We start from the raw sequence: 18,149 nt of genomic DNA on the forward strand, positions 1-18,149 counted from the left end.
CAAAAACCGGAGGCTACCGATGAAAACGCTCTGGCAACATTGTCATGTCGCAAGCATGGCCCATGGCGAATACTCGATCATCGAGGACGCGGCCATCGTGACCCAGGGAGCGCACATCGCCTGGATCGGGCCGCGCAGTGAGCTGCCGCCTCAGGGCGATATTCAGTCTGTTGACTTGAGCGGCGCCTGGGTCACGCCCGGCTTGATCGATTGCCACACGCACACAGTGTTCGGCGGCAATCGCAGCGGCGAGTTCGAACAGCGCTTGCAAGGCGCAAGTTACGCTGAAATCGCCGCAGCCGGTGGCGGTATCGCCAGCACCGTGCGCGCTACGCGTGCCGCCAGTGAAGACGAGTTGTACGCCAGCGCCGAGCGACGTCTCAAGCATCTGCTCAAAGACGGCGTGACCACCGTGGAGATCAAATCCGGTTACGGCCTGGACCTGAAGAACGAGCGCAAGATGCTGCGTGTAGCGCGGCGCTTGGGCGAGCAATTGCCGGTCACGGTGCGCGCCACTTGTCTGGCCGCCCACGCGCTGCCACCCGAGTACAAAGACCGCGCCGACGACTACATCAACCACATCTGCAGCGACATGCTGCCCGCGCTGGCAGCCGAAGAGCTGGTAGATGCAGTGGATGCGTTCTGCGAATACCTGGCGTTCTCACCCGATCAGGTGGAGCGCTTGTTTATCTCTGCCAGGCAGCTAGGCTTGCCGGTGAAGTTGCACGCCGAGCAGCTTTCGTCGCTGCACGGTTCGAGTCTAGCGGCGCGTTACCAGGCGTTGTCGGCAGACCATCTGGAGTTCATGACCGAGCAAGACGCCATCGCCATGGCCACCGCTGGAACCGTCGCGGTGTTGCTGCCAGGGGCTTTTTACTTCCTGCGCGAAACCCAACTGCCGCCGATGGACGCGCTGCGCAAGCATGGCGTAAAGATCGCCATCGCCACCGACTTGAACCCCGGCACGTCGCCGGGTTTGTCTCTGCGCTTGATGTTGAACATGGCCTGCACCCTGTTTCGCATGACGCCAGAAGAAGCACTCGCCGGCGCAACGATTCATGCCGCCACGGCGCTCGGCATGGCTGCAACACACGGCTCACTTGAGGTCGGCAAGGTGGCTGACTTCGTCGCCTGGAACATTGAACGGCCAGCGGATCTGGCGTATTGGCTGGGCGGCGATCTGGACAAACGGGTCGTGCGTCACGGCGTCGAAAGCACTTTCTAATGTACTCATCGGGAGAACATCGTGGACAAGGTTCTGAGCTTCACCCGCGGGCGTGTCCCGCTGCTGATCAGCATGCCGCACCCTGGCCTGAAACTGACAGAGACGGTCAAGGCGGGGCTGGTGACCGAGGCGTTGAGCCTGCCAGACACCGACTGGCATATCCCGCGCCTATATGACTTCGCCCATGAAATGGGCGCCAGCGTACTGGCCGCCGAATACTCGCGTTTCGTCATCGACCTCAATCGACCCTCGGACGACAAACCGCTCTATGCCGGTGCCACCACCGGGTTGTTTCCATCGACGCTGTTCGAAGGTGATCCGCTGTTCCACGAGGGCCTGACACCCAGCAAGGCAGAGCGCGAGACCTATCTGGAGGACATCTGGACGCCATACCACGACACGTTGCAGCAAGAGCTTGAGCGACTGCGCGACGAGTTCGGTTATGCGCTGCTGTTCGATGCGCATTCGATTCGTGGACACATTCCCCATCTGTTCGACGGGCGCTTGCCGGACTTCAACCTAGGCACCTTCAACGGCGCCAGTTGCGACGCAACGCTGGAGAAAAAAGTAGAAGCCATCTGCGCTGCCGCAACCGATTACAGCCATGTGCTAAATGGCCGCTTCAAAGGCGGCCACATCACCCGCCACTACGGCGACCCAGCCAACAATATCCACGCCGTACAGCTGGAACTGACCCAAAGTACCTACATGGAAGAATTCGTGCCGTTCCATTACCGTCCAGACCTGGCCGCCCCGACGCGTGTGGTGCTGAAGGCGTTGTTGCAGGGAATGATCGATTGGGGGCGGGAGAGATACGGGAAGTAAACTTTATCGCCGCACGGACGGACGCTTTCGCGGACGAGGCCACTCTCATCAAGCACACTGTAACTGTATGAATAAAAATGAATTTTCTGTAGGAACTGGGCTTGTCCCGCGACTTGGCGCGCAGCGGCAGTAAACCCTGGTGTGTGCGGTCTGCCTGTCACACTGCGTGCGCAGGTTTTACGACGGGTTTCCTGTCGGTCACGGGACAAGCCGCGCTCCTACAGTCAGTGCGTTTTGGCCCTTTTGATACGGCCAAGCTCTTGGGCAATGCCCCAGATCGCCAGCGCTGATGCAGGGATTCAATCTCGCTCAGCGTATCTTTTATTCCATTGAGGTGTTTGTTCCATGCCCCCGTGGTGGTACCGATGCCAATCGAGCCATAAGTCATGATGCTTTGCAGCATGTCATAATTTTGCATCATGACTTCGTTGGCGACGGAGCCGTTCGACATGAGGGAGTGCTGGACAGCGCCAGCGTAGGTCATCAATTGCCGCTCTTCTCCGGTAAAGACACTGGAGCAAGCGTCACCCACGATCACTAACTGGCCCGGCATAACCATTTGGTTGCGGATAGCAGCGTTAAGCTGGTCGAACTTTAACCTTGCCCTGGCATCGGTCACCAGGCTGTCTCTGAGGGAAGAATAGCTTTGCAGCTTCTGGTTGATGAACGTGTACGGCTTGGGCATGAACACGACTTCCCTGATCGTCTGGATGAGGGGCGCAAGATAAGTGTGGGTTTTGCCAGATGTCATTACACAGCGTGTTGAAATCGGCCTGATTACGGATTTTTCGGAAGAGGATTACAAGTCAAGGGCTGAAGCCCTACAAAAGTGAAAGGAGCACCATTTCTGTCGGATATGCCCATTGTCCAGACGCCGTGCCGTCGTGCTGTAAACATGAAGGGCAAGCTTGCTCGCGAAGGCGCCAGTACAGCCGACAGGCGCCTGCGAATTGCTTACTTCCTCAACAACCGCAACCCATTGAACACCACCAGCAAACTCACGCCCATGTCAGCGAATACCGCCATCCACATGGTTGCCATGCCCGCAAAGGTCACGACCAGGAAGATGAGTTTGATTACCAGCGCCAGTGCGATGTTTTGCTTGAGGATTGCCGAGGTGTGCCGGGACAGACGAATGAACGTCGGGATCTTGCGCAAGTCGTCGTCCATTAATGCCACGTCGGCGGTCTCGATGGCGGTATCGGTGCCCGCTGCTGCCATGGCGAAACCAATCTCTGAACGCGCCAGTGCGGGTGCGTCGTTGATGCCATCACCCACCATGCCAACCCGGTGATTCTGCGCATACAGGCCTTCAATCGCCAGCAGTTTGTCTGCGGGCAACAAGTTACCCTGGGCCTGATCTATCCCCACCTGATCGGCAATTGCCTTGGCTGTGTGCGGATTGTCGCCAGTCAGCATCAGGGTTTTGATGCCCATTTCATGTAACTGCTCAATTGCTTCGCGGCTGCTCTCTTTCACTGTGTCGGCGACGGCGAACAGCGCCAGCGGCCCGGTTGCGTCGAACAGCAAGACCACGGTTTTGCCCTGTGCTTCCAGCGTTTCGAGTTTGGCCTCAAGCTCTGGCGAACACAGCCCGGATTCGTGAACCAGACGATGGTTGCCCAAGTGATACAGCCGACCGTCGATCTCACCTTTCACGCCCCGGCCAGCAATGGCTTCGAACGCGGTGACCTCAAGGTGCGATTGCCGCTCAGCGGCTTTCGCGACCGCCAGCGAAACCGGGTGATCGGAGCGTCCTGCAAGGCTGGCGGAAATGGCCACCACTTTGTCGCCCAACGCCGAATCTAGCAGCACGTAATCGGTCTGCACCGGTTTGCCATAGGTGATCGTCCCGGTTTTGTCCAAAGCGATCACGTCGAGCTTGTGGCCCATCTCAAGATAGACGCCGCCCTTGATCAAAATACCTCTGCGCGCCGCAGCCGCCAGGCCGCTGACGATGGTCACCGGCGTCGAAATCACCAGCGCACAGGGGCACGCTACTACCAGCAGCACCAGCGCCCGATAGATCCAGTCGAACCACTGCGCGCCCATGAATAGCGGGGGAATCACCGCAACCGCAACCGCCAAAGCGAATATCGCCGGGGTGTAGATTTTGGAGAAGGTATCGACGAATCGTTGCGTTGGTGCCCGCGCACCCTGGGCCGCTTCCACGGCATGAATGATTCGCGCCAGCGTCGAATTGTTCGCCGCAGCGGTGACTTTGAATTCAAGCGAACCGGCCTGATTGATGGTGCCGGCGAAGACCTTGTCACCCACGGTTTTTTCGACGGGCAGGCTTTCGCCGGTGATCGGCGCTTGATCGACGCTTGAGTTGCCGGCAACGACTTCGCCGTCCAGGCCAATGCGTTCGCCCGGCTTGACCCGCACTACAGCACCCAGCTCAATCTGCTTGGCTTCGATCTCAATCCATTGCCCATCTTGCTGCACAGTCGCCATGTCTGGCGTCAACTGCATCAGCCCGCCAATCGCGTTGCGCGCACGGTCCAGAGACTTGGCCTCGATCAACTCGGCGACCGTGAACAAAAACATGACCATCGCGGCTTCCGGCCATTGACCGATCAATACCGCTCCGGTCACGGCGATGCTCATCAACGCGTTGATGTTCAGGTTGAGGTTCTTCAGGGCAATCCAGCCCTTCTTGTAGGTGCTCAGCCCACCGCTGAAAATGGCTACCAACGCGATCAACGCCACTACCCAGGTCGGCGCTGCCTGGGTGAAATGGATGACTTCGGACGCCAACGCCGCAACACCGGACACAGCCAACGGCCACCACGGCTTTTTCGGCTCCGGCAACGGGGTGGTCTCTTGGTCCGCGCCTTCTTTGATCAAGTCGGCCTGCATGCCCAACGAACCGATGGCCTCACGAATCGGATCGGTCGACGGCAGTTCATGCCAAACGCCCAGCACGCGAGTGATCAGGTTGAATTCAAGCTTTTGAATGCCCGCCATCTTGCCAAGCTTGTTCTGGATCAGCGTCTGCTCGGTCGGGCAGTCCATTGCCTCGATGCGGAAGTTACTCAGTTGGTTATCTGTTACCGAAACATCACCAAAGGTCACGACGGCCGGTGCGCTTTCATGGGAACAGCAGGCATGGTCATGACCTTCATGCTGATGCACGGGTGTGAATTTAGCTGGCTGATGATCGTGATCATGAGCCGAATCCCCAAGGCCTGTGTGGTCGTGCTCGGCGTGATCATGAGGCGGATGTTTGTGTACAGAGTCACTCATCATAGAGTCCCTTGGTGTGCTTGTTGCCAAGTGAACACCCTGTAGCCACTATAGGGTCAAGCACCCAAATGAGATCCCTGCCCATGAGCGCTTCCTACAAAATTGGCGAACTGGCGAAACTTACCGATTGCCCCGTGGAGACCATCCGTTATTACGAGCGCGAGGGCTTGCTGAGCGAGCCTGCGCGCAGCGAGGGCAATTATCGGCTGTACACCCAAGAGCACGTCGAGCGCCTGACCTTCATCCGCAATTGCCGCAGCCTCGACATGACCCTCGATGAAATCCGTAGCTTGCTGGCCCTGCGCGACAGCCCGCAGGATCAGTGTGAAAACGTCAACGCGTTGATCGATGATCACATCCAGCACGTCAACGCGCGCATCGCCAGCTTGCAGGCATTACAGACACAGCTGGTGGACTTGCGCCAACGTTGCCGCGAAGGTGCTCCAGACCATTGCGGCATTCTGGATCGATTGGAAGTCAGCGGCGGTGTGATCATGCCTCCGGTTGAGCCCTCCCATGTGGGGCGCAGCCACGGGCATTGAATACGGATATCACGGCGAATACGCAGCCTGTGGGGGCGGTTCCGACAAGGTATTTACCCCCGCAAAAAAGCCCCCAACCTTGCGAGCCGGGGGCTTTGTTGTACCGCAGCCGCTTAGTGGTGAATCCGCTCGACTGCCGCCGCAACGCCTTCGCCGTAGGCCGGATCGGCCAAGCGGCAGTGATCGATATGCAACTGGATGATTGGGGCTGACACGCCTTGCAGCGAGCGCGCAGTGTTTTCGAACAACACTTGTTGCTGCGCCGCAGTCATCAGGCGGAACAGGTTGCCGGGTTGCGAGTAGTAGTCGTCATCCACGCGGTGGTTCCAGTGACCTGCCGCGCCCTCGATGGACAGCGGTGGCTCTCTGAAGTCCGGTTGCTCCTGGAACGCGCCCTTGGTGTTTGGCTCGTACGGGGTCATGCCGCCACGGTTACCGTCGATGCGCATCAGGCCGTCGCGGTGGTAGCTGTTCACGTGCAGCGCGGCACGTGGCGAGTTCACCGGGATCTGGTGGTGATTGACGCTCAAACGGTAGCGTTGCGCATCCCCATAGGAGAACAGGCGACCCTGCAGCATCTTGTCCGGTGAGAAGCTGATGCCCGGCACGACGTTGGACGGGGCGAACGCGGCCTGCTCGACGTCGGCAAAGTTGTTTTCCGGGTTGCGATTGAGCTCGACCACGCCCACTTCGATCAGCGGGTAATCAGCTTTCGGCCAGACTTTGGTCAGGTCAAACGGGTTGATGTGGTACGAGCCTGCTTCCTTCTCCGGCATGATCTGTATGAACAGTTTCCAGCGCGGGAAGTTGCCGTTTTCGATGTTTTCGTACAGGTCACGATGGTGCGATTCGCGATCACGACCGACCAGTTCCTGGGCTTGCGCATCGGTCAGGTTGGCGATGCCTTGCTGCGACACGAAGTGAAACTTGACCCAGAAACGCTCATGTTGGGCATTGAGGAAGCTGTAGGTGTGGCTGCCAAAGCCGTGCATCTCGCGATAGCTGCGCGGGATACCACGATCACTCATGACCACAGTCACCTGGTGCAGGGCTTCAGGCAATTGAGTCCAGAAGTCCCAGTTGTTTTCAGCACTGCGCATGCCGGTACGTGGATCGCGTTTTACCGCGTGGTTCAAGTCAGGAAACTTCAGCGGATCACGCAGGAAGAATACCGGCGTGTTGTTGCCGACCATGTCCCAGTTGCCTTCTTCGGTGTAGAACTTAAAGGAGAAACCACGGATATCACGCTCGGCGTCAGCGGCACCGCGCTCACCGGCAACGGTTGAGAAGCGGGCGAACATTTCGGTCTTCTTGCCGATCTCGGAGAAGAGCCGGGCTCGGGTGAATCGGGTGATGTCGTGAGTCACGGTGAAGGTGCCGAAAGCGCCCGAGCCTTTGGCGTGCATGCGACGTTCGGGGATCACCTCACGATCGAAATGCGCCAGTTTTTCCAGGAACCAGACATCTTGCAGCAACGCTGGGCCATGCGGGCCGGCAGTCTGGATGTTCTGATTGTCCGGTACAGGTGCACCAAAAGCGGTCGTCAATTTGTTACTCATGCGCTTCGTCTCCAGGGTCATCACTTCATCCGGGCCAGCCTTTTGAAGCCAGCCCTTTGGTCTTGTCTATGGAGGAGAACGATATTCAAAAACGCAGGGGAGGGCTCATTGTCACTGCATACCGGGTGTATAGAGGTTCTTAATTGGTTTTCTGGAAACTGATAGTCAGCGCGCATAAAAAAGGCGAACCCTAGGGTTCGCCTCTGTCCGAAGCCGGACGAAACTTCAAATAGCGTTGCGGTTGTACCCGCCTTCGACACCGCCCTTGGACAGCACCCATTGCCACAGCTGAATATCGCGTGCGCGAAAAGCACCTGCGCAAGACAACAGGTAATAGCGCCACATGCGATAGAAACGATTACCCAACTTGGCTTCAAATTGTGGCCAGGCTTTCATGAAGTTGTCATGCCAGGCCATGAGCGTCTTGTCGTAGTCAGCACCAAAATTGTGCAGATCTTCTACAACGAACAGTCCGTCCATTGCATCACCCATTTGACCCACCGACGGTAAGTCCCCATTGGGGAATATATATTGATCGATCCATGGGTCTGGATAACTGTTGCGTTGGTTCTTGCCGATAGTGTGCAGCAGGAACATACCGCCAGGCTTCAAACAGCGATTGGCGACTTCCATGTAAGTGCGATGGTTCTTGCGACCGACATGTTCAAACATCCCGACACTGGCGATGGCATCGAACTGCTCGTTGAGTTCACGATAGTCCTGAAAGCGGAACTCCAGCGGCAGGTGTTTGTAGCGCTCTTTGGCCCAGGCGATCTGCTCTTTGGAGATGCTCACACCCACCGCTTGGACGCCGTAATGCTCGGCTGCGTAGCTCATGAAACTGCCCCAGCCGCAGCCGATGTCCAACACGCGCATGCCGGGTTTGAGCTGGAGCTTGCGGCAGATCAGGTCCAGCTTGGCGTTCTGCGCCTCTTCCAGGGTGGTAGCGTTCTCCCAATAGCCGCAGGTGTAGGTCATCCGCGAATCGAGCATGGTCGAGTAGAACTCGTTACCCAGGTCGTAATGCACCTCGCCGACGCGCTTGGAGCGCTTGATGTTCTGCCGATTGAGAAACTTCGCCACCAGTGCGTAAAACACCAGACGTGCAGGCCGCACGTCATCGGTCATGCCAGTCTTCATCAGGCGATGGAAGAATTCGTCCAGCTGTTCGCTGTCCCACAGGCCTTCCATGTAGGCCTCACCCAGACCGAGATTCCCCTGCGCCAACGCACGCTCGATAACGCCCGGGCCGTTGAAGCGAATGTCCCAGGGCGCTGATCCATTGATCTGAATACCGGCCGCGTTGAAGATCTTCGTGGCGGTGCGGTACAGACCTGAATTTTGATAAGAGAATGCGTCAGTGCTGAAGTTCGTCGTGGTCATGGATGGTTAATTCCAAACGCAGTTGACAGGCTAAGACTTAGGATCTGCGCACTATAGGGCAAATAAAGGGAATAATTAAACGCAATGTGCATATTTGATAGATTAAAAAAAACTATGAAGGATATTACTTGCGATTATCACAAAACACTGATGACATAATTGCAATAATAGTGGTCGCCGTAACGCACGTATGGACTATCGCAACTTGCGGACCAAATATTAACCGGTCGGTTCATATTGATTTCGGGGGAGGGGCTCCCCGCGTTGTTTGTAGGAGCCAACTTGTTGGCGAGAGATTGAGGATGTGACAGGTGTATGTCTCGCAAACAAGTTTGCGCCTGTGAAGATTTGGTCATGGGGTGTCAGGTTGCGGACACCCCATGTGACAGGTCAAACCGCCACAGGCGCCTTGATGCTCGGGTCCGCATCATAACCAACGATTTCAAAGTCTTCGAAGCGGTAGTCGTAGATGCTGTCAGGCCGACGGTTGAGCTTTAGTGTCGGCAGTTTCTTCGGTGTGCGGGTCAACTGCGTTGCTATCTGCTCGGCATGGTTGGCGTAGGCATGAGTATCACCCAGGCTGACGATGATCTCGTGCGGGATCAGGTCGCATTGCTGCGCCAGCATATGGGTCAACAACGCCAACGCCGCAGTGTTGTAGGGTAGGCCGAGGAACACATCAGAGCTGCGGATATACAACTGCATCGACAGCTTGCCGTCGGCGACGAACGCTTGGTACAGCAAATGACAGACCGCAAGCGCCTGACGCCCGGCTTTCACGTTTTCCTGCGGTGAGAGTTTTTCGTCCGGCAGGTATTCAGTGTTCCAGCCGTGGAACAGGATGCGACGGCTGTTGGGGTTGTTTTTCAGGCAGTCGACCATGTAGTCGATCTGGTTGATCTTGCCCCCGTCCTTGGTCGGCCAGGCGGTCCATTGCGCGCCATATACCGGGCCCAGATCGCCTTCTTCAGTGGCCCACTCGTCCCAGATGGTCACGCCATTTTCGTTGAGCCATTTAGTGTTGGTGTTGCCGCTGAGCATCCAGATCAACTCATTGGCGATGCTCTTGAAATGCAGCTTTTTGGTGGTCAGCAGCGGGAAGCCGTCTGCCAGGTTGTGTCGAAACTGGCGGCCGAACACGGCCGTCGTGCCGGTACCTGTGCGATCACCCTTGCGCGTCCCGTTATCGATGACGTCCTGCAGCAGTTCAAGGTATTGCTTCATGCCAAATGGCCCTCAGAATCGGTGAATCCGCCGGGCAAACAAGCCCGGCGCTTGATCGTTAGACGGTCGCGTTGTTCGCAGCCGGAGCGCGGTGGTAGGCCAGCCAGATCAACACCAGGCCACCAACGATCATTGGCAGGCTGAGGATCTGGCCCATGGTGACCCAGCCCCAGGCTAGGTAGCCCAACTGAGCATCCGGAACACGGACGAACTCCACGACAAAACGGAAGATCCCATAAAACAGCGCGAACATGCCGGAAACGGCCATGGTCGGGCGCGGTTTGCGTGAGTAAAAATAAAGAATCAGGAACAGTGCAACGCCTTCCAGCGCGAATTGATACAGCTGCGACGGGTGACGCGGCAACTGCGCAGGATCGCTGAACGGTGGGAAAACCATGGCCCACGGCAGGTCGGTGGGTTTGCCCCACAACTCGGCGTTGATGAAATTGCCTATGCGCCCGGCACCCAAACCAATCGGCACCATCGGTGCGATGAAGTCCATCAACTGGAAGAAGGATTTGCCGTTGCGCTTGCCGAACCAATAAGTGGCAATCATCACGCCGATGAAGCCGCCGTGGAATGCCATGCCGCCCTTCCAGACCTCGAAGATCAGCAGCGGATTGGCAATGTAGTTAGACAGGTCATAAAACAACACGTAACCCAAACGCCCGCCGACAATCACGCCCATGGCGACCCAGAAGATCATGTCCGAGAGTTTTTCTTTGGTCCATGTTGGGTCAAAGCGATTCAAACGGCGCGAAGCGAGAAACCAGGCGCTCCCGATGCCGACCAGATACATCAGGCCGTACCAATGGATTTGCAGTGGGCCGATGGCCACGGCTACCGGATCAATCTGCGGGTAAGGCAGCATTGCGACTCCTTAGTGAAGCTTGGTTGAAACGCTCTGCGAGCGACAAAACAAAACCGGATCAGATCAGAAAGCTCATACCGACGACTACTAACAATAGTGCGAACAGTCGTTTCAGCAGACGAGGGGACAGTTTATGCGCCAGCCGTGCGCCGAACCTGGCGAAAAACATGCTCGTCAACGCGATACCCAGCAGCGCCGGGAGATACACGAAGCCGAGACTATGCGGGGGCAGCAGGGGATCGTGCCAGCCCAGAATCATGAAACTTATTGCACTTGCCACCGCAATTGGAAAACCGCAGGCCGAGGACGTCGCCACTGCTTGCTGCATGGTCAGACCGCGCCACGTCAGAAACGGCACGGTCAGTGAGCCACCGCCGATACCGAAGATCGCCGACGCCCAGCCAATCACCACGCCTGCGAGGGTCAGGCCGGGTTTGCCGTGTGTCCCGCCGCTGGCCCTGGGCTTGAAGTCGAGGAACATCTGGATCGCGACCAGAATGGCGAACACGCCGATGATTTTCTGTAGATAAGGCCCTGCAATGTAACTGGCGGTCAACGCGCCCAAGCCCGCGCCGATCAGGATGCCCAGTGTCATCCAGGCAAAAAACTGCCACTGCACGGCTCCGACGCGATGATGCGCCCGAACCGATTGGATAGACGTAAACACAATCGTCGCCAGCGAGGTTCCGACCGCCAAGTGGGTCAGGACCGAGTTGTCAAAACCTTGCAGCGTGAAGCTGAACACCAGCACCGGCACGATGATGATGCCGCCTCCCACACCGAACAGCCCCGCTAGCACACCCGCGCAGCCGCCCAACGCTAAATAGAGCAGAAATTCCATGGGAGCCCCCAAATCAGTCCGGCATGTTACCGGAAGCACGGCATTGTGCTCTAGCGGCGCGCGATGGATGTACGTTCGATCTGTGCGTAGAGTGGCGAAAAAAGGAGTACAGCATGTGTTTGATCGTTTTCGCCTGGCGCCCTGATCACCCGCAAACATTGGTGCTGGCGGCCAACCGCGACGAATTTTACGCCCGCCCGACGCTCCCTTTGGCCCAGTGGGAAAATGCACCGCAAGTGTATGCAGGCCGTGATCTGGAGGCAGGGGGGACTTGGCTGGGTGTCCATGCTGATGGGCGATTTGCCGCACTGACCAATATTCGTAATCCTGATCAACCGCTGGGACGCCGCTCGCGAGGTGAGTTGGTTGCTCAGTATTTGAGCGGATCGCTGTCGATCAGCGAGTACTTGCAGGAAGTCGCAGCACGCGCCGCAGAATACGGCGGCTTCAATTTACTGGTGGGTAACCGCGAGGAGCTGCATTTTCTGAGCGCGCTTGACCCAGCGCCACAGCGGCTAAGCGAAGGGGTTTATGGCATATCCAATGCAGGTCTTGATACGCCGTGGCCCAAGTTGTTGAAAGCCAAGGCGGCGCTGACGGCTGAATTGGACGATCCACAGCCAGAGAAGTTATTCCGTTTTCTGGCTGACCCGCAAACCGCTCCGGTCTCCGAGCTGCCAGACACCGGCGTTGGCTTGGCGACCGAGACCTTGTTGTCGAGCGTATTCATCGCCAGCCTCAACTACGGAACGCGAGCCAGCACCGTGCTGATTGTCAATGCCGATGGCAGTCGGCGAATCGTCGAGCACAGTTTCGGGCCGTATGGCGGGCGGTTGGGGGAGGTCGAGTTGCAGATATGAATGGTCTGAATCCAAGGGGGCGGATTAATTTACGCAAGGGGACAGATTAATTTACGGTGAAGCATTGTAAATAAATCAGTCCCCTTGAGCTTTGAGTCCCCTTGAGCGGTTGCGAATGAATTCGCTCCTACGGGGGCGTTGCATTTTGCGGCGGTGCCTCAATGTCCTTTTACAGACCCCGGATTGATCATCCGCGACAGCCCCAGGTTCTTCAGCGCCAATTGCAACGAGCTGTTGATGACTTGGGGATTGTCGTTGGTCATCAACTGCGCCAGTAGCTCTTTGGCCTTGCTCAAGTGGATCTGACGCAGCATCCATTTCACTTTGGGCAGGTTGGTGGCGTTCATTGACAGGCTGTCAAAGCCCATCGCCATCAACAGCACTGCCGCCGCAGGATCGCCCGCCATCTCGCCGCAAATACTGACCGGCTTGCCTTCGGCATGGGCGTCGCGCACCACGTTCTGCAGGGCTTGCAGCACCGCTGGGTGCAGGTAGTCGTAGAGGTCGGCGACACGCGGGTTGTTGCGGTCGACCGCTAGCAGGTATTGAGTCAGGTCGTTGGAACCCACTGACAAGAAGTCCACTTGCCGCGCCAGCTCACGCGTCTGGTAAACCGCCGCGGGCACTTCGATCATCACGCCAACGGGCGGCATCGGCACATCGGTGCCTTCATCGCGTACCTCGCCCCACGCTCTATGAATGAGGTGCAGCGCTTCTTCCGTTTCGTGCGTACCGGAAATCATCGGCAGCAAAATCCGCAGGTTGTTCAAGCCTTCGCTGGCCTTGAGCATCGCGCGGGTTTGCACGAGGAAGATTTCCGGGTGATCGAGGGTGACGCGAATCCCGCGCCAGCCAAGGAATGGGTTGTCTTCCTTGATCGGGAAGTACGACAGCGACTTGTCGCCGCCGATATCCAGGGTGCGCATGGTCACTGGCAACGGGTGGAACGCGGCGAGTTGCTCGCGATAGATCGCCAGTTGTTCCTTCTCGCTGGGGAAACGCTGGTTGATCATGAAGGGCACTTCAGTGCGGTACAGGCCGACACCTTCAGCCCCGCGCTGCTGGGCGCGCGCGACGTCCGCCAACAAGCCGGTGTTGACCCACAGCGGCATGCGATGCCCGTCGAGTGTCACGCAGGGCAGCTCACGCAGCGCGTCGAGCCCCTGTGACAGCTGACGTTCTTCCTCGACAACCACCGAATACTGCTTGCACAGGATTTCGCTGGGGTTGGTGTACACCTCGCCGTGGTAGCCGTCGACGATCAGTTGGATGCCATCGACCTTGGAGTAAGGCAGATCGACCACGCCCATGACCGTAGGAATGCCCATCGCCCGGGCCAGAATTGCCACATGGGAGTTGCCGGAACCGAGCACCGAAATCAGGCCAACGAGCTTGCCTTCTGGCACTTCGCCGAGCATCGCGGGTGTCAGCTCTTCACTCACCAGGATGGTGTTGTCGGGGTAGACCAGGGCCTGTTGGCGGGCTTCCTGAAGATACGCCAGCAAACGACGGCCAAGGTCTTTGACGTCCGATGCCCGTTCGCGCAGGTAAGCGTCATCCATCAGTTCGAAGCGTTTAACGTGCTCGTTGACCACCGAACGCAACGCGCCCTGTGCCCATTGGCCGGTCTTGATGATGTTGGTCACTTCACTGCCCAGCGAGGCATCGTCAAGCATCATCAGGTAAACGTCGAACAGTGCGCGCTCTTCTGGGCGCAATTGAGTCGCCAACTTCGCCGAAAGCGCACGCATATCACTGCGAACGCCTTCCAGCGCGGTATTGAAAAGAGTGAGTTCCGCCTGAATGTCGGTGACGGTTTTGTCGGGGACGACTTCAAGATCGGCTGGCGGCAACATGACCACGGCCATGCCCACTGCGGCCCCGGGCGAACCCGGCACGCCCACGAACCTGGCTTCCTGAATGCCCTTGCCCTGACGACCCAGCCCACGGATCGAGCCCGTGGCCTCGGCGTGGGCGATAACGCCGGCGAGCTGCGCGCTCATGGTCACGAGGAAGGCTTCTTCCCCTTCGTCGAACTGGCGGCGCTCCTTTTGCTGGATCACCAACACGCCGACCACACGGCGATGATGGATGATCGGGGCGCCGAGGAACGATGCGTAACGTTCTTCACCGGTTTCGGCGAAGTAGCGATAACGCGGGTGATCGGCAGCGTTTTCCAGGTTCAGCGGCTCTTCTCGAGTGCCGACCAGGCCAACGAGGCCTTCATTGGGGGCCATGCTGACTTTGCCGATAGAGCGCTTGTTCAAGCCCTCGGTGGCCATCAACACGAAACGATTGGATTCAGGGTCGAGCAAATAGACCGAGCAGACCTGGCTGCTCATGGCCTCTTTGACGCGTAACACAATAATCCCCAACGCCGCCCTGAGATCCTTGGCGGAGTTAACTTCCTGGACGATCTTGCGCAACGTATTGAGCATAGCTCGGGGTCGAACTCCGTGTCAGTCGCGCGCCAACAGGCGCGGGGCAAGCTCTTTAAGTGCGCGTCGATACACTTCGCGCTTGAATGTCACCACCTGGCCCAACGGATACCAATAGCTGACCCAGCGCCAGCCATCGAACTCCGGTTTACCGGTCAAATCCATCCGCACCCGCTGCTCATTGGAGATCAGGCGCAGGAGAAACCACTTTTGCTTCTGACCGATGCACAGTGGCTGACTGTGGGTACGGACCAGACGTTGCGGCAGACGATAACGCAACCAGCCACGGGTGCAGGCAAGAATTTCAACATCTTGCCGTTCCAGCCCGACTTCTTCATTCAATTCGCGGTAGAGCGCGTCTTCTGGCGTCTCCTGAGGGTTGATTCCCCCTTGAGGAAACTGCCAGGCATCTTGATTGATACGGCGAGCCCATAGGACCTGGCCTGCATCATTCGTCAGAATTATCCCGACATTAGGGCGGAAACCATCGGGGTCGATCACGGCTACAACCTCGCAAGCGCATGTCGACGCATTGTTCCACAAAGATCGTGAAGGCAGCAACGAGGCGCAGGCAGCTTATTGGCACAACGGCATTAATAGATGCAGTCGGGAGATGAAACCTCGTATTCTTGTGCTCTTTTTTTAGTTATTTCAGCGAGTAACCACATGCGACTGGCTCTATTCGATCTCGACAACACGCTTCTCGGTGGCGACAGTGACCACGCCTGGGGCGACTACTTGTGCCAACGTGGCATCCTTGATGGCGCTGCTTATAAAACACGAAACGATGCGTTTTATCAGGACTACCTGGCGGGCACGCTGAACCTGACCGACTACTTGAACTTCAGTCTGGAGATTCTCGGCCGGACCGCCAGGGAGCAACTTGACGAATGGCATCGGGACTTCATGCGCGATTGCGTCGAGCCGATGATTCTGCCCAAGGCCGTGGAGCTGATCGCCAGGCATCGTGATGCAGGTGACACATTGGTGGTGATTACCGCGACCAATCGTTTCGTCACCGCGCCCATTGTCGAGCGCCTGGGCATCGAGACGTTGCTGGCCACCGAATGCGAAATCGTCGACGGTCGTTACACCGGCAAGACCACCGATGTACCGTGTTTTCGCGAAGGCAAGGTGACGCGCCTGAACCGCTGGCTACAAGAGAACAACTTCAGCCTGGACGACAGCTACTTCTATAGCGACTCGATGAATGACCTGCCGTTGCTGGAGCAAGTAACCCATGCAGTGGCGGTCGATCCTGATGAGAACCTGCGGGCGCAAGCGGCGCTTCGTGGCTGGCCGGTGATTTCGTTGCGCGATTGATCACGCCATCGCGCAGCTAAACCGGCTTGGCTCCCATCAACCCCGCAATCGCTACGAAGCAGACCGCGCTAAATATCGCCAGTGCGAGAGTGAATTTCGGATTGCCGACAATCACTGGGCGCCGCAGCCGATTCATCCGAACCGCGAGCCAGGCCCAGCTCAGCGCGCCCAAGGTAAACAGCACGCTGGCCGCCAACAGCCAGGTTTGGCTCAGTGGCCAGCCAGCGTAATGCACCAGCCACCAGCCGCTGACGGGCAAGGTGAGTAGGCACAGCGCCATTAGCAGCCAGACGAAAACCCAGGGGCGCTGCATCGTGCGGTTCTGCACGGTCAGATCGCCCGCCCGTCGACCTTTGACGATCCAGAAAGTGAGCGCAAGGCCACAGATAAAAAGCAGCACAGTTGTGACCATGTGCAGGATTTTCAGTGCAGCGAAGTGTTCCATGTTCAATGATTCCCTGTCAGTGCATGACATTCAGCGTAGCAGCGCTGATTAGATTCCCGGTGTCGGCGCAGATCAAACTCTGTCTGACGCATGATCCGTAGGAGCCAACGTGTTGGCGAAGCGATCCACCTGGCACGGCGCTAAGTCGCCTCGCCAACAAGTTGGCTCTTACAGGTCTTGTGTCAGCCGAGAAACAGCTTGTACGCCGGGTTATTCGACTCATCCCAATACCGATAGCCAATCTCGGCCAGTGCCGCTGGCACCCGATGCCGTTCATCCTCCGGCACCACCAGCCCCGCCACAACACGGCCATCCGCCGCGCCGTGGTTGCGGTAGTGGAACATCGAAATATTCCACCGGCCGCCAAGTTTGTTGAGGAAATTGAACAACGCACCCGGCCGCTCCGGGAATTCGAAGCGAAACACCATTTCATCGCTGACTCGCTCGGAATGCCCGCCGACCATGTGCCGCAGATGCAGCTTGGCCAGTTCGTTGTCGGTCAGGTCCAGCACCGGGAAACCTTGCTCGGTCAGGCTCGAAATCAATGCCTTACGCGGATCGGTGTCGGGATGGGTTTGCACGCCAACGAAGATGTGCGCCTCACGGTCGGTGTGATAACGGTAGTTGAATTCGGTGATCTGGCGTTTGCCGATGGCTTCACAGAAGGCCTTGAAGCTGCCCGGTTTCTCGGGAATGGTCACCGCGATGATCGCTTCGCGGCCTTCGCCCAGCTCGGCGCGCTCGGCGACATGGCGCAGGCGGTCGAAGTTGACGTTGGCCCCGGAATCGATCGCCACCAACGTCTGCCCGGTCACGCCGTATTGCTCGGTGTACTTCTTGATCCCGGCGACACCCAGCGCACCGGCAGGTTCGGTGATCGAGCGGGTATCGTCATAGATATCCTTGATCGCCGCGCAGATCTCGTCGGTGCTGACCGTGATCACTTCATCCACGTAATGCTGGCAGATGTCGAACGTGTGCTTGCCAATCTGCGCCACCGCGACGCCATCGGCGAACAGCCCGACTTGTTGCAGTACCACGCGTTCGCCGCAGGCCATGGCCTGTTGCAGGCAATTGGAGTCGTCCGGTTCGACGCCAATGACTTTGATCTCCGGGCGCAGGTATTTCACGTACGCCGCGATGCCTGCGATCAAACCGCCACCGCCCACCGGGACAAAAATCGCGTCCAGACGCCCCGGATGCTGGCGCAGAATTTCCATCGCCACCGTGCCTTGCCCGGCGATGGTGTCGGGGTCGTCGTAGGGGTGGACGTAGACGTAGCCTTTTTCATCGACCAATTTCAGCGAATAGGCCAGCGCTTCGGGGAACGAATCCCCGTGCAAAACCACTTTGCCACCTCGGGA

At 57.9% G+C, this 18,149-nt stretch carries 16 protein-coding genes; 5 read left to right on the plus strand and 11 right to left on the minus strand.

Annotated elements, in window-relative coordinates:
* The first annotated feature begins 19 nt into the window (after positions 1–19).
* A complete protein-coding gene (gene hutI, locus VGC62_RS13080; RefSeq protein ID WP_331187503.1) occupies positions 20–1,225 on the plus strand; it encodes an imidazolonepropionase in 1,206 nt (401 codons plus the stop codon).
* 21 nt (positions 1,226–1,246) lie between these two features.
* Positions 1,247–2,050 carry an N-formylglutamate deformylase gene (hutG, locus tag VGC62_RS13085; RefSeq protein ID WP_331187504.1) on the plus strand — a complete coding sequence of 268 codons (804 nt, stop codon included), beginning with the start codon at positions 1,247–1,249 and terminating at the stop codon, positions 2,048–2,050.
* Between the two features lie 157 nt (positions 2,051–2,207).
* Here the strand turns inward: hutG and VGC62_RS13090 are convergent, their stop codons facing one another.
* Together VGC62_RS13090 and VGC62_RS13095 are read right to left on the minus strand one after the other, a co-directional pair.
* A complete protein-coding gene (locus VGC62_RS13090; protein WP_331187505.1) occupies positions 2,208–2,735 on the minus strand; it encodes a hypothetical protein in 528 nt (175 codons plus the stop codon).
* 269 nt (positions 2,736–3,004) lie between these two features.
* Entirely contained in the window at positions 3,005–5,299 is a 2,295-nt protein-coding gene (locus tag VGC62_RS13095; protein WP_331187506.1) for a heavy metal translocating P-type ATPase, read from the minus strand.
* Between the two features lie 83 nt (positions 5,300–5,382).
* On the opposite strand from VGC62_RS13095, the gene cadR reads away from it, so the two are divergent.
* Complete coding sequence (gene cadR, locus VGC62_RS13100) at positions 5,383–5,841, plus strand: Cd(II)/Pb(II)-responsive transcriptional regulator (protein ID WP_331187507.1); 459 nt, start codon at positions 5,383–5,385, stop codon at positions 5,839–5,841.
* 113 nt (positions 5,842–5,954) lie between these two features.
* Here cadR and VGC62_RS13105 read toward each other — a convergent pair whose 3' ends face one another.
* The 5 genes from VGC62_RS13105 to VGC62_RS13125 form a co-directional block, all read right to left on the minus strand.
* Positions 5,955–7,400, minus strand: coding sequence for a catalase (locus tag VGC62_RS13105; protein WP_331187508.1), 1,446 nt, complete (start codon positions 7,398–7,400; stop codon positions 5,955–5,957).
* 225 nt (positions 7,401–7,625) lie between these two features.
* Positions 7,626–8,783 carry a cyclopropane fatty acyl phospholipid synthase gene (gene cfa / locus VGC62_RS13110; RefSeq protein ID WP_331187509.1) on the minus strand — a complete coding sequence of 386 codons (1,158 nt, stop codon included), beginning with the start codon at positions 8,781–8,783 and terminating at the stop codon, positions 7,626–7,628.
* Positions 8,784–9,173: 390 nt separating this feature from the next.
* Positions 9,174–10,007: a thymidylate synthase gene (locus VGC62_RS13115; RefSeq protein WP_331187510.1), complete on the minus strand. Its 834-nt coding sequence runs from the start codon at positions 10,005–10,007 to the stop codon at positions 9,174–9,176.
* Positions 10,008–10,065: 58 nt separating this feature from the next.
* Entirely contained in the window at positions 10,066–10,878 is an 813-nt protein-coding gene (gene lgt / locus VGC62_RS13120) for a prolipoprotein diacylglyceryl transferase (protein WP_331187511.1), read from the minus strand.
* 58 nt (positions 10,879–10,936) lie between these two features.
* Complete coding sequence (locus VGC62_RS13125; RefSeq protein ID WP_331187512.1) at positions 10,937–11,719, minus strand: sulfite exporter TauE/SafE family protein; 783 nt, start codon at positions 11,717–11,719, stop codon at positions 10,937–10,939.
* 113 nt (positions 11,720–11,832) lie between these two features.
* Here VGC62_RS13125 and VGC62_RS13130 point away from each other — a divergent pair, with 113 nt between their 5' ends.
* Complete coding sequence (locus VGC62_RS13130; protein WP_331187513.1) at positions 11,833–12,579, plus strand: NRDE family protein; 747 nt, start codon at positions 11,833–11,835, stop codon at positions 12,577–12,579.
* Between the two features lie 158 nt (positions 12,580–12,737).
* Here VGC62_RS13130 and ptsP read toward each other — a convergent pair whose 3' ends face one another.
* Together ptsP and VGC62_RS13140 are read right to left on the minus strand one after the other, a co-directional pair.
* A complete protein-coding gene (gene ptsP / locus VGC62_RS13135; RefSeq protein WP_331187514.1) occupies positions 12,738–15,017 on the minus strand; it encodes a phosphoenolpyruvate--protein phosphotransferase in 2,280 nt (759 codons plus the stop codon).
* Positions 15,018–15,038: 21 nt separating this feature from the next.
* Positions 15,039–15,518, minus strand: a complete 480-nt coding sequence (locus tag VGC62_RS13140; RefSeq protein ID WP_331187515.1) for an RNA pyrophosphohydrolase — start codon at positions 15,516–15,518, stop codon at positions 15,039–15,041.
* 165 nt (positions 15,519–15,683) lie between these two features.
* On the opposite strand from VGC62_RS13140, the gene VGC62_RS13145 reads away from it, so the two are divergent.
* Entirely contained in the window at positions 15,684–16,340 is a 657-nt protein-coding gene (locus VGC62_RS13145; RefSeq protein WP_331187516.1) for an HAD family hydrolase, read from the plus strand.
* Positions 16,341–16,356: 16 nt separating this feature from the next.
* Here the strand turns inward: VGC62_RS13145 and VGC62_RS13150 are convergent, their stop codons facing one another.
* Positions 16,357–16,785, minus strand: a complete 429-nt coding sequence (locus VGC62_RS13150) for a DUF2269 family protein (RefSeq protein WP_331187517.1) — start codon at positions 16,783–16,785, stop codon at positions 16,357–16,359.
* 182 nt (positions 16,786–16,967) lie between these two features.
* A partial coding sequence (gene ilvA / locus VGC62_RS13155) for a threonine ammonia-lyase, biosynthetic (protein ID WP_331187518.1) occupies positions 16,968–18,149 on the minus strand: 1,182 nt, incomplete at its 5' end.

The organism is Pseudomonas sp. (assembly GCF_036404235.1).
GTDB lineage: Bacteria > Pseudomonadota > Gammaproteobacteria > Pseudomonadales > Pseudomonadaceae > Aquipseudomonas.